Annotated in this window: 10 protein-coding genes and 1 tRNA gene; all 11 read right to left on the reverse strand. The window is 30.2% G+C overall.

Annotation, left to right across the window (positions count from 1 at the left end; all coding sequences use genetic code 11):
- Positions 1-114: 114 nt before the first annotated feature.
- Positions 115-657 carry a hypothetical protein gene (locus C564_RS0129015; protein ID WP_018767836.1) on the reverse strand — a complete coding sequence of 181 codons (543 nt, stop codon included), beginning with the start codon at positions 655-657 and terminating at the stop codon, positions 115-117.
- A 502-nt stretch (positions 658-1,159) separates the two neighbouring features.
- A tRNA-Cys gene (locus C564_RS0129020) sits at positions 1,160-1,230 on the reverse strand.
- Positions 1,231-1,874: 644 nt separating this feature from the next.
- Positions 1,875-2,105 carry a hypothetical protein gene (locus C564_RS0129025; RefSeq protein ID WP_018767837.1) on the reverse strand — a complete coding sequence of 77 codons (231 nt, stop codon included), beginning with the start codon at positions 2,103-2,105 and terminating at the stop codon, positions 1,875-1,877.
- A gap of 348 nt (positions 2,106-2,453) precedes the next feature.
- Positions 2,454-2,660, reverse strand: coding sequence for a hypothetical protein (locus tag C564_RS0129030; RefSeq protein WP_018767838.1), 207 nt, complete (start codon positions 2,658-2,660; stop codon positions 2,454-2,456).
- Positions 2,661-2,743: 83 nt separating this feature from the next.
- On the reverse strand, positions 2,744-4,900 hold the full coding sequence (locus C564_RS0129035) for a peptidase domain-containing ABC transporter (protein WP_018767839.1): 2,157 nt from the start codon (positions 4,898-4,900) through the stop codon (positions 2,744-2,746).
- 970 nt (positions 4,901-5,870) lie between these two features.
- The gene (locus tag C564_RS0129040; protein ID WP_018767840.1) at positions 5,871-6,608 is read right to left on the reverse strand and encodes an ABC transporter permease; all 738 of its coding nucleotides are present in this window, start codon (positions 6,606-6,608) and stop codon (positions 5,871-5,873) included.
- Between the two features lie 15 nt (positions 6,609-6,623).
- Positions 6,624-7,367, reverse strand: a complete 744-nt coding sequence (locus C564_RS0129045; protein ID WP_018767841.1) for an ABC transporter permease — start codon at positions 7,365-7,367, stop codon at positions 6,624-6,626.
- The gene (locus tag C564_RS0129050; RefSeq protein WP_018767842.1) at positions 7,364-8,287 is read right to left on the reverse strand and encodes an ABC transporter ATP-binding protein; all 924 of its coding nucleotides are present in this window, start codon (positions 8,285-8,287) and stop codon (positions 7,364-7,366) included. The genes C564_RS0129045 and C564_RS0129050 overlap by 4 nt, the downstream gene beginning before the upstream one ends.
- Positions 8,288-8,663: 376 nt before the next feature.
- Positions 8,664-10,112 (reverse strand): S8 family serine peptidase, encoded by a 1,449-nt coding sequence (locus C564_RS0129055; protein WP_018767843.1) that lies wholly within the window; start codon positions 10,110-10,112, stop codon positions 8,664-8,666.
- Positions 10,113-10,126: 14 nt separating this feature from the next.
- Entirely contained in the window at positions 10,127-13,267 is a 3,141-nt protein-coding gene (locus C564_RS0129060; protein WP_018767844.1) for a type 2 lanthipeptide synthetase LanM family protein, read from the reverse strand.
- Between the two features lie 71 nt (positions 13,268-13,338).
- The coding region (locus tag C564_RS32935) for a type 2 lantibiotic, mersacidin/lichenicidin family (RefSeq protein WP_000322863.1) at positions 13,339-13,521 on the reverse strand (183 nt) is incomplete at its 5' end.

A 13,521-nucleotide genomic window follows, 5' to 3' on the forward strand; every position in this document is an offset into this window, starting at 1 on the left:
ATAAATATTTTAAGAACCTAAAAATCTACTATCTTATTATCAATTCTTTACCCACGTATTATCTTTTGGAAAGGTTATATTTAAAACTTATGTCTCTACAAATTTATATAACATTTAAGATGCAGGTACTAATTTCCACACAACTTCTTTTTTACCTAAATAGGCACGGGTAATAGGACCATACTTGTGTGATTCAACCTCTTTATAATCAAGGTATCCTCCTTCTGCTTGTAGTGTATATCCTCCTTCTACAGGAGTTATCGTCCAATAAACCGCGCCTTCTTCACCCGGACCCAAATATAAATGACTATCTACCCAATAATAAGGAAGTCCAGGCATTGGATAAAGCGTCCCAATACGATATTTCTTATTTTCTTCAGAAAAATACAATTTCATAGGAATTCCGGAAGGGTTTTCTACTGTGTTACTTCTTGAACTAACTACTAAAGACGGGAAAAAATTAAAAGACTCGAGATAACTTAATCCTCTTGTTGGTGAATCTGCTGGAACTATATAATAGTTTTTACTTGTATCAATCCTATCTCCTACTTCATTTACTAGATTAGATGATACAGATGCACTTGCTTTTTCTGTTGGTAAAAACCCTAAGGATATAACCAGAACGAGTAGCGATATTAATACTCCTTTAATTTTCATAAATACATCTCCTTTCAATTATTTAACTACTATAGTAATTCAAAATATAAAAACTTAATATTAAGAAAAATTGTTTTATAGTGTTTTAGTATGAATCTTGTTTAATTATCTTGCTACAGGTATTACGATGAATATACTTATCGCGATATGAGTTTATACAATTGCAGTAGCACGGATTCGAAATTTTAATAAAACAAAGTTTATATAAGAGTCTTCCTGTGAAATAAATCTTGTTGGAATTATAAGTGTAGTAGTATGAAGTATGATTATTTGAGTAATTAGTGCAATATGTCAGTAACTGAGGAGTAAAAAATTTTTCTTTATTACTTTGCAATTTCGAAAAAATATTATTTATTGAAGGGTATAATAAGAAACCATTTACAAGGGGTATTGGGGTATAAGGTGACAGTTGGATTCGAACCAACATAAAAGGGTATGCTAACCTTTCACCATGCCTAGTTGGTATGCCACCATATGAAAAATATTGATACACTAAAATAAAAGGCGGCAATCGGATTTGAACCGATGATACAGGTTTTGCAGACCTGGGCCTTACCACTTGGCTATGCCGCCATATAATTCTCTATGAAAGAGAATTAACACTCTGCTTTATAATTAAAACAATGTTGCACACTGCATCAATTAACTATTATTTCTGAATAAATAAATTCCAAATAAGATTATACCATTATTTTTTAAATTTAGTAACCTAAATTACTGATTTTTCAAACATAATAATTATTTATAGAAACCCTTCAATGATTTGTCTCCCATGTCTATTGAAGTAGAGTAGCCTCCTCCAGCTAAATAAGAGAAGAGGCATGTGACTTCAACGTACAAATATGTTTTATTACATAAACCATGAGTTAATCCTACTAAAATAGTGGATGAAAATTAGATATTTACAGGATCCTCTTGCCTCTATAAAGAGGGATAGTTCAGTATTACAGATATCTAATCCCCTAAAATAAAATTTTTTTGAACATATTTAAGGAATGTAGATTCCTATTTTATGTTACAGATATACACCCTAAATATAGATTGAATATCTAATAAAATAATTTTGTACCTTGATAATACCCAATACCTTTTCTGTCGAATAGCTTTTCTTTAATTGCTATAGGATCAGTGGAATAACTATTATTATGACAACCTGGATTCAAATATAGATCGTTTAGTGTTAATCGTCCTCTTTCTTTTAAATCGTGAGTCCCACGTTATCTATATTTAGGAGGCATAATCATTGGATTAGGATATGTGTTTGAATGTGCAACTATCTGATTTGGTAAAAAAGCAGCTATAGCAGCTGGAACTGTCTCTATATAAATATCGTCTGAACCAGCACCAGTAACAACCTGTCTTAATTCACTTTCATCAACTACATTAACCAGCCCACTAGTATTCCATTTTTGTTTTCTCATTTCATCTGATTTTTTTCTTCTAAACATTGTAACCACCCTTTTTTTATAATTTTTTATTCCGTTTTGAATTTACATATGTAGAAAATATTTAATACATTTTCTATTTTCACTTAATGAATTTTATTTTTTAAAATCTACATTTAAAATACCTTTCGGCATGAATAATTCTTTATAGACTATCGAATATCTTTTATATTTGATGAGTTATAATTATTCTCTCTTTTATTACTCTATTATTTCATTATAATTCCGAAAAAATTTCTACTATTAACTTTCTATCCAAAGAATATTATTAATAATAAATTACTGATATATCCCTTATTTTGCATTTGTAGGAAGCAGCACTTGAGAAATAGATCTCAAGTGCTTATTAAGTTAGTTACTATCTCTTTTTCTTTCGGGAATAAAACTAGAAAGGAAAAATGCAACAGCTAATGCTAGACTTAATTGTTCAGTAGTATCAACCTCTAAACCTTTATTCCATTGGTATATAAAAGATACCACTAATAAAAGGATTGCTATTGCACCGGTATATCTTGCTACTTTTCGCATAGTTCCTGTTTTTTTTCTTTGAATATCCATATTTATCCCTCTTTCTTATTAATTAAATTTTCTTTTCCTGAAAGTAATAAAGTTATTGTTATCAAATTCATAAATATATTCGCTTAATTTGCTAGTAATTTGTGCTCAGGTTCTATATCTTTGAAGAAGGAAGAGTAATAACCTGCTTTTAACATTAACTCTTTATGAGTACCTGCTTCTATAATAGTCCCTTTATCCATTACGATTATTAAATCGGCATTCATTACTGTAGTAAGTCTGTGTGCAATTACAACTCTTGTACATTTTATTTCATTGAGATAATCATCTACCTTCTTCTCATTCAGATGATCTAATGAACTAGTTGCTTCATCTAACACTAAAATTGATGGTTTATGAACTAAAGCTCTCGCAAGTGCAATACGTTGTCTCTGTCCTCCAGAGATATTGAATCCCATCTCAGATATGAACGTATTATACTGCATAGGCATCTTCATAATGTCATCATGTATTTGTGCTACCTTAGCGGCTTCAACAACTTCTTCTATCGATATATCCTTATCGTAAATTGCAATATTTTCAAAAATGGTCTTATTAAAAAGTGTAACGTCCTGAGGAACTACACCAATTTGACGTCTCAATGATGATTTTTCGATATTATTTAAGTCGACACCATCGTAATATATTTTCCCCTCACTCGGATTATGCAATCCCAATAGTAGACGAGACATGGTACTTTTTCCAGCGCCAGATTCTCCAATAATTGCTACTTTTTGGCCCGGTTTAATTTCTAAATTAATATTTTCAACAGACATAGGACTATATTTTGTATATTGATAGCTTACATCTTCAAAACGTATACGGCCTTCGAGATTAGTTATCTCTTTCATATCTGTGTGCTTTTCTTCTATCGGTGCATCTAATACATCTTGTACCCTTCTTAAATACGTACCAGTTACAAAGAAAGAATTAAACATTTGGACAATCGACTGACTTAATCCAAAAAATTGATTGGAAATAGCGTGAAAAGCTACTAAATTTCCTAATGTTAACTGATTGTTTAATATTAAATAACCACCAAGCCAAAGAGTAAATAAGGGAGCTAAATTCCCGATAGAGCTACTTACTGATTGAATGTAATTATTAAGGTTTTCCTTCTTTCGATAAGCTTTTAATAATTTGTTAAAACTCTTTTTCCATCGAGTAAATATTTTATCCTCGATTCCAGCTGTTTTAACATTAAATATTCCATACAATGTTTCAGTTTGAATACTTTGCACTTCAGTATTAGCAATAATTTCTTCTTGGCTAACTTCTTTTACTTTTGAGCGTGTAGCAATTAATAAAGCTGCGTTAATTGCTGTGAACGCTAAAACAGATAAAGTCAAAAGTGGCGATTTAATTATCATGAAAACGAATATTACAATTAGTAATCCAACGTCTAATATACCCTTAATAAGATTTGAACCAATCATATCTCGAATCATTCTTAGACTATTTACCCTGAATAGAAGATCTCCAAATTTTCTTAAGAGGAAAAAATGATAAGGTAAATGAAGTAAATGATTAATAAATTTACTCATCATTTGTTTATCTAAAAAGTTTTCCAATACGATTAAAACCTTACCTCTAACTATATTGAATAGAAATTGGAATCCCACCACAAATACTATTGATATTAGAAATATATTTAATAAATTAAAATTTTGAGGTGAAATGACATTATCTATTAAATATTGGATCAGAAGAGGTATACCTAAAGTGAATAACTGTAAAACAAAGGATAATAAAACTAAATTTATTATCAGGGATGGTCTTTCCTTCAGGATGTTAATATATGGTAACCACAAGCTTTTCCGTTTCTTTTTAACAAACCTTTCACCCGGTACGCATGTCATAACATATTTTGAAAAATCCCTTTCGAATTCTTCCTTTTTCACTTTCGTTCTTCCTACAGCTGGATCAACAATTGTTGCTCCATGTTCAGATACTTCCTCTAGTACTACATAATGTTTTTCTTTCCAATAAATAATGCAGGGGAGTGGGAGTTTATATAATTCATCATATTCTTGAATTTTAAAACAATTTGCTTCATATCCTAACCCCTCAGCTAGATGCTTTAAATGAAATAGTGACGTTCCGTCTCTTCCATTACCAATCCTTTCATACATGTCATGAAAAGATACGGTACTATTATGATATTCGGTAATCATCGCTATGCAACAAAAACCACATTCAGTCTGTTGAGCTTGTTCTATAAATGGTACCTTCTTCTTAAACATCAACTAGGCTCCTTTCTATATATTTTATTGTACTTAAAATATAAACGTTTCCTGATGTTAATAACAATTAGTAAAAAAGTATCAAAAAAAAAGCAAATTATCGTTAATTTTTTCATTATTTATTTACTACTACAGAAGATGTTAAGGGCTAAAACCCTTCTAGGTGTGGCTTTAAATAATAGAAGTACTGTCATAAGTCCAACGTTATATATCCAATCATTACTTTGAAATTTATCTTCTCAGAGATATTAATATAGTAAGTATTAACTTATTTAATTGAAATTGTAGTTGCTTATAACGAAAAGTAGCTTATATACAACTCTCATAGAAAATCACTTTTCGGTATAAGCTTCGTTACATGCCCTAAAATAGTGTTAGGGTAAGTATTAATAAACATAGTAAGCAACTTAAAGTAGTTTTGTCATAAGATGAGTTAAACATAGGGGAAGTAACACTAGATCCGAAACAAAAAAGGTAGCTATGTTTGCTGCCCTTTACAGAATTCGCGATAAGAGAAAGCCCATGCAGGACTTTAGTCCGCCTTTAGGTATGGGATGAAAGTATCGTTTTTTCGTAGAAAAGCACTTGTTTTTTTGGGGGTATAATTCAACTATAGACTAGAACAAGACGCTAAAACATTCGAACACTCAACTAGCTGTACGATATGGTCATAGTATCGTAGCTCACGAACCTATATGGTCTTTCGTGAGAGTGATGGCAATCTTACACGTCAGCGCTATCAGAAATGAACGTTGCCTTTGGTAGCAAGAATCCTACTGGCGTTAGCCAGCTTGCCACTTTAGAGATGGGAGTGTCAATTCTCCTGTATATGTTTGAAAGGATTGACCTTTTTTCGCTACAAAAAAATCTCCAGATAAACAGAAAAAAAGAGTCCATCAACTAGATGGACTCTTTTAACTGTTTACCTAAATGAGATAATATCAGGCCTCTCTAAGGGCCATTTCTCTTTCTATACTGTCTTTCTCAATGATTTTACATAACGTACTGTAATTAAAATCATACCAATGGTAAATGCAACTATTGATACCAATAATATACCAATAGATAATATACTCTGATCAACTAATTCTATAGACTTGAATGGTAAAGACCATATATATCCAAATCCCCACTTTACTTCTGAAAAAAGAAATAAACCGATTAAAGATAGGATTATATTAACAAATGTAAAAGTGATAGATGTTTTAATAAATAAGAATAATAAGAGTTGCACTGTAATAAGTGGAAGTGTCGCAACTACAGAAAGTAAAAATACTTTAATCATGAATAATAAAGGAAATGGATCTGTAAAATCAAAATACATTCCAAATAAATATAAGCTTATTAAAACTATTAAGTGTAGTGCAGAAAATAATAATACACTGGATACAACTTTAGATAAAACAATTTTAAAATTAGTATTTGGAGATAGATGCATTATTTTCCAATTGGTTTTGTCTTCAAACTGACACAGGAAGGCCGTTACCATCCCTGAAATAACAGGAAGAAAAAAACCAACATAGAAGAAAGATGCCAACATCCATACGCCCACCCAATCATTATCCAAACCATGATTATACTCTTTTACTACATATTTAGTATACATAATCATTGAATATATAATCGGAAAAAGTGCTAGGATGAATAATACAATTTGTTGCGGGTGTTTTCTTATTTTTATCCAATCGGAATAAATTAAATTTATCATTTGAGATCTCCTTTGTTAGTTTTTATTATTCATTTTAATAAATAAGATGTATCCAATTCCTAAAATGAGAATGGTAATAGGAATTCCTGCTAGCATGTACCATTTATCATATGACCATAATGTATTAAAAACATCTAGATTATTCACATAATTGATTGGAAAATATAAGATTTGATATGAAATAGGAAACCACCAAAGCTTAGCTGAACTTAATATATCGCCGAAAAGATACGAAGCTAGAGCTAGTGCAACGATCACTGATTGATTCGATAAATTAATGGATATAATGAACGCCAAGGCACAAAATGGAATACTAATAAGAAATGGATATAACGTAAAAACAAACACATGCTGCATTGAAACCGCATCCAAAGAAATACCTAAACCTGGAATTAATAACACTGTACAAATCATATGTATTACGGTTGTAATAATAAGAGCAACCATAACAATAAGGAACTTATTTACATACACACTAAATTTCTGTACCGGATACGTAAATGTTCTTTTCCACGTAGAATTTTTATATTCAACATTGTTTACACTAGCTATAATAAACACAATAAAAAAGTTTAAGATGTATTTTAAAAGTTGCAAATTTATGCCGAATATAGTTTCTAATTTAATAGTATGAGAATTACTATAGTAATTTAATCCAACGAATTCACCTAATGCAAGTATAATAGGTCCTAAGATAACCAAAAACCAAAGATGACTTTTTCTATATTTTATGTACTCAGTGGCTAATACATTTCTCATACACTTACAGCACCTTGTTCAACAATATCTAAATATGCTTCCTCTAAATTCTGCTTTTTAGTTTGGAAAGATTGAATAAAAATCTGATTAGTCACTAATAGTTGTTGAATATCATTCAGTGTTTTTTCATCGTAATATTCGATACTAAAGATATTATTATTTACACTGAATGTATAATTGGATTGTTTAAGCAATTTATCAGTAAGAGCTATATTATTAACACTAACTTCAACAATATTTAATGATTGTTTATTTTGTAGAGAGGATAATAAACCTTGGTACTTTATTTCTCCATGATGAATAATCCCGATATGATCAGCCATTTGTTCAACTTCACTTAAAATATGACTTGAAAGGATTATAGTAGAATCAAACATTTTTGGAGCTTTTTTTATTAATTCTTTCACTTCATAAACTCCCTGTGGATCTAAGCCATTAGTAGGCTCATCTAATATTAATAATTCAGGGTTATTTATGAAAGCAGCAGCTAATCCTAAACGTTGTTTCATACCAAGAGAATATTTTTTAAAAGCACGATTTCGATCTTCATATAGTTTAAATAAATTCAAAAGTTCTTTTATATGTTCTTTATCATGAACATTTTTCATTTTAGAAGCAATTAATAAGTTTTCGTATCCAGATAAATGCTCATAAAAGGTTGGAGCTTCAATTAATGAACCTGTTTTAGATAAGATTTCTATTCTATTCTTTTGTATATCCATTCCCAATACTTCTACAGTTCCCTCATCAGCTTCTATTAATCCTAAAATGATTTTAAAAAATGTAGATTTACCAGCTCCATTCGGGCCTAATAATCCAAATATTTCACCCTTTTTTATAGATAAATCAATTCCTTTTAGAACATGTTTCTCCTTATATTTTTTATGCACGCCTTTAATGTTTAGAATTTGATTATTCACGAAATCAACCACCTATCGTTAAAATTTTCATTCAATTGAATTTTATCCTTATTTTTCCTGGATATCAATTGTTTCTTATGCTTTGTAAAAAGAATGGCAAAGCACAACAAAAAATTGATATTATTTTTACTGAATTTTCAATCTTCACAACAAAAAATTTATCGTTTTCCGACAGATGTCTCCTTCCTCAAAAATGTGAAGATGTAAAACACCAATTTTGGGTACGAGATGAATTTCAGTATACTGTAGTTATCCGGTGCTTCATCACACTCTTTAATCAAATTTTATTTAATAATACACTTACTATCATTGCATTCTAAAATAATAGTAAGTGTATTTTAAAAATATCATTGAAGTACGTTTCCTAAAAATTATATTACTTAATGCTAATTATACTTTTATAACTATTTACCAATCCATATCCATACTGATCATCTTTACCATCTGCACCTAAATCAGTAGCACCATTTTTTAAATAATTCATAGTTACGTCTGCTGATGGTTTTGTAGAATGAAGCTCATAATATCTTGAAATAATGGCTCCTAATGTCCCAGATAATGCGGGTACAGATAGGCTAGTCCCTAGGTTAAGTGTGTAGCCTTTAGGTGTATTTAATTGAGCATCCAACATAGTAGGTTCTAAATATGTTGGATAAGTAGTACCAATTAAATAGGATGGATCAAATTTGAATTGATTATTAATAATTGTTCCATAAGAACCACTTGGTGCACTAAAATCTACTTCATGACCAAAGTTTGAGTAATTTACAATTTCATCGTTTTTGTCTGTTCCTGATACCGTTAATACATTACTCAATCCACCAGGTACATGAATTTTATATAATACACCGTTCTTTTCATCTATTTTTTCAAATGGTTTATCCAAATTAATTCCTTCATTTCCTGCTGAAGCAACTACAATAGAATTTTTTTCTTGTGCATATTGGATAGCTCTTTCATATGCTTTTATAATTGCGTTCTCGTCTTCTAAATTTGTAGCTTTATATGTTCCTAAACTTAAATTTATTACATCTGCTCCGTTATTTGCTGCATCAATAATAGCCTGTATAGTCCAGACTGACTCACCATCTTTTTTTCCAATAACTTTATACGGTGTGATGGTTATATTAGGAACAATTCCTTTTAATTTATCGTGAGCTGCAATAATTCCTGCAACTTGGGTACCATGGCCATTTTGATCTAATAGATCAGGCTCAGTAGGAACATAAGATTTCCCTTCCGAATACTTAATGCTATCTTTAAGTTCAGGGTGGTTATAATCTATCCCACTGTCCACTAAGGCGATGTTTACATTTTTTTGTCCCAAAGTTATCTTATGAGATTTATAATTATCAGTTACCTTGGCAATTTGCCAAGGTGGCGAAGCATTCGAAACAGGTTCATTAATAGTAATAGAATTCAATGTTCGTTTCGAAGACAAGCTATAGTTTAACTTATTATTGGTAAAGTGCTCATTTGGATTTGAAATCTTTGGATCTTGTAAAGTTAATTTAGCACTATTAGCAACATCTTCTATAGATGTTTTAAATTTAGTACGTATTTTACTATCTAAATTGGATTGAATATTACTATTAGTTTCTTTGTATGAAATCATTTGGATTTCTGGAGTATACTTAATTTCAATTGCATTATTTTCTTTCAAAAAGTGTATAATATTTTCTTTGTTATTAGGTTGAATTTCGTTATCCAAAAGGATAAATTTATAATTATCCTTTTTCTCTATTTCTTCTGCCTTTACCGGTTGTGTAACTAAACTTAACGAGAATACGGAAAGTATAGTCATAAGGATCTTTAACTTTTTCATGTAGTTGTCTCCTTTTATATTTTAACCTCTTCTAACCTTAAAATAGAAGGAATTGAATTATAGTCATATTGTTGTAAGAGACCTACTCCAATCCCACTAAGGCCTGTCATTAAACCAAATGATTCAGTTCCCGTACTAACCCCGTTTTTCCAATTATGCGTTTTAGAGGATTCTAAAAGTTGAATACCGATAGAATGTGCTCGTTCGTAAGCCGTTTTATCTTGTAATACTTTTGCTGCATATAAAAGAATATCTAAGTTTCCAAAATCTCCATGACATAGTGAACGATTATGACCAAATGATTTATCAATAGTTGTATCTAAAGCGGCATATATATTTTGATCAATTATACTGTTTTCATAATTACTTTCTTTTAACATTAATCTACTTAATAAAATTCCTGGAGCACCATGACACCAAGCAACAGAATGGTTTTCTTTAGAAGGAAGCTTCCAATTTTTGTGCTTTGAATCATAGAAGCTATTTTCATAGGATAAAACTCTATCTGCTAGTTCTAAAATATTAGGATTGTTTATATATTGATTAGCTGCTACTAAAGCAGTAATAATACCCGCAGTTCCATGAGAATATCCAATCCATGAAATATCATCTCTTTGTTTCCAAGAGACATATCCCTCTTTTTCAGGATGATAATATGCAGTGTTTATTAAGTATTCACTTGCTTGTGTAAGAAGTTTTAAATATTCTTTATTACCACTATTTTTATAAAGGGATATTAGAACTCCGACAACCCCTGCAGTTCCGTCTATAATATCAAACACTTTATCTTGAGATAATCTACCAACAACCGTTCTCATAGAATCAAGTATTAGTTGTTCATATTGTTTAGTCTGTGATAATTGATTAATATGATTTAAAGCATAAATGGATCCAGTAACACCACTAAAAGTCCCAATATTAAACATTCTTTGCTCAGATAATGTTTGAAGTGAATTAATTACAGGATTAATAGACTTCTCAGCTGTTATTTTATAATCTTGTTTTCCAGTCAAATGATATAAATAACTAAAGAATAAGGAAATACCGCTTAAACCATTATATAAATCTAAATCTACAGGATAGATATCCCACTTATATTCATTCGAAGCAGATATTACTGTACTAATCCAGCAAAGATCAGATTGATTATCTCCCTCTATGGCATTAGCAATTAAATAATCTCCTATGTGGCTTGCTTCAGTTAAGAACTCCTTAGATTTATTCGCATGAATATTGACTTTAAGATATGGATCAATAGTCTGTTCATTTGCACCAAATGTAGCTGAATGTGCTAAAAAGCTCATTCGCATAATTCGAATTTGTTGTGAGCAATCTACAATATTAAGGTCATTAATCTTGCTTACTACAGCTTCTAAAGGAGATGATTCAAAAAAGTTTTGAACACAAATTTGTTCTCTATGATATAAATGATTGCTACTCACTGTTGTATAAAAATATGGAATATCATCATTGAGTAAATCAGTTTTTTCGGATTTAATAACTTCTTTTGGTTTGTTCTCTGGGTCCAATGCCAGAGTGTGGAAATAAATATCTCGGGTATATCCTTTTTGTAAAAAATCAGGATGTTTACTTTTTCTTAGTAACTCACCATATACGGCAGTAGGTCGTAGAATCATTCTTACTATCGTATTTTTAAATTTATCTGAAACATAATTACTATATTGTTGTTTATTACTTAAAATCCATTCATAAATATATTTAAAACCATCTATCATAACGTCTACATGATCTTTATATGAAACTTTTTCACCTTTAAAAATCGGTTTATTTTTTTCAAATTCATTTACCTTAACAAATGTATATTTTGCATCAATGTGCATAACATCAGTGTTCCTTGATTCTATTGAAGGCACTTTTAATGGATATAATTGATCGTTTTTATCACTAAGACCACTTAAATCAAGACCTTTATAGTTAGGGTTATCGCTATTGAAGGCAAGAAATGGAATAATCCCAGTGGATCGAACAGATCTATTAATTAAATTTAGAGCTTTATTATGAGCAGAACCATCTTTTTCCTCTAATATTTTTGCATGATGGAATAAGGATTCCAGATCGATTGGAACCGGATACTCTCCCATCGCTATAATATTCTCATAGTGAAAATCCACAGCATTTAAACTATATAGAACTCCTAAAAGACTTCCCATTTTAAAATAAAATGATTTAAGTTGTTCTTCCGTTTGACATTCTATATTCTCAATATATTCAACCCAACCATAAGAATGTTTATCAATGATTTTTGGTGAATACAGTTGAGCTTTATCATTAACTTGATTATTTATCCAAGCAGTTAAATCATTGAATGCTGCTTCGACACCAATTGATCGAGGCTTATAAATAAGTTTCATGTTAGGAAGGAATTCAAGTAATGAAACTGTTTTGCCATCATTATGTTCATCGCCAAGTCCCAATGTAACTGTAATTAGTTTATTTGTCTGAATATCAATATTAAAGTTCTCTTGGATTTGTGCCTTATCTTGTTCAAGATTATAGTAAAGTGTAGTAATATTATTTGACCAATAGATCAATGTAGTTAACATCGTTCTATATAATGCAGAATATGTATCCTTAAAATAAACTAAAAATTCATTTGTACTAATGTAAGAACAAAAATGAGTATAACGTTCTTCTGGAGTTTCTCCTTTTAAATTTCCAAGAACGCGTTGAATGTTCAGTTCTAATATTAATGTTTTGTGGGATAGTTCATACAATCTTTTATACATATATTCTAATGGCGCCAATAATTGCGATTCTTCAAAGAACGAATATGTATTCAATGATTGATGAACTTTAGAAAATGAGTAACACATAAATTTTTTGAAAAATCCATAAAAAGTTAATTTCGATAATTTCTCTTCTATTGTCGGGGAGTATTCATATGTTTGAAAACTATCAAACTCTGAGAAGGTTAATGATAATAATGCATCTATTTCCTGTACATTGTATTCGTCCTGATCTAATTTAGATAGGTTTGCTAATGGAATACCTGAAATATCTTTTAAGATTTTTTTAAATTTATTTTCATCGTTTCCAAATGTTCTCTTCCAATAATGTATGTAATCTGTAGAATCTGGGACTATATTATCATTAATTTTTATTTCATCAATAAATGCACTATGTTTTACCGGCATGTTACTGCTCCTTTCATTAATTAGAGAAGCAGACTACCTGCCTCTCTAATAAAGTTGTTCAACATAAATAATTAGTTACAAGAAGACATACATTCTTTAGTTAACGTACAGTATCCACCTTTATTACCTAACCAGCTACTTAAACCTTCAGGTGTTACATCACCTTCACCAGCACCAAATAGGGCTTTAATTTCATTAGAATCAACTTCACCTGCAGGATGATTTGGCGCATCCTCATTTTTAGAACGTAATAC

It is taken from the genome of Bacillus sp. 105MF (assembly GCF_000374885.1).
Lineage (GTDB): Bacteria > Bacillota > Bacilli > Bacillales > Bacillaceae_G > Bacillus_A > Bacillus_A pseudomycoides.

Bases quoted from the DNA above. Each gene is read 5' to 3' on its own strand.
- C564_RS0129035 (WP_018767839.1), bottom strand. From the start codon at position 4,900: ATGTTTAAGAAGAAGGTACCATTTATAGAACAAGCTCAACAGACTGAA.
- C564_RS0129030 (WP_018767838.1), bottom strand. From the start codon at position 2,660: ATGGATATTCAAAGAAAAAAAACAGGAACTATGCGAAAAGTAGCAAGA.
- C564_RS0129045 (WP_018767841.1), bottom strand. From the start codon at position 7,367: ATGAGAAATGTATTAGCCACTGAGTACATAAAATATAGAAAAAGTCAT.
- C564_RS0129055 (WP_018767843.1), bottom strand. From the start codon at position 10,112: ATGAAAAAGTTAAAGATCCTTATGACTATACTTTCCGTATTCTCGTTA.
- C564_RS0129015 (WP_018767836.1), bottom strand. From the start codon at position 657: ATGAAAATTAAAGGAGTATTAATATCGCTACTCGTTCTGGTTATATCC.
- C564_RS0129060 (WP_018767844.1), bottom strand. From the start codon at position 13,267: ATGCCGGTAAAACATAGTGCATTTATTGATGAAATAAAAATTAATGAT.
- C564_RS0129025 (WP_018767837.1), bottom strand. From the start codon at position 2,105: ATGTTTAGAAGAAAAAAATCAGATGAAATGAGAAAACAAAAATGGAAT.
- C564_RS0129040 (WP_018767840.1), bottom strand. From the start codon at position 6,608: ATGATAAATTTAATTTATTCCGATTGGATAAAAATAAGAAAACACCCG.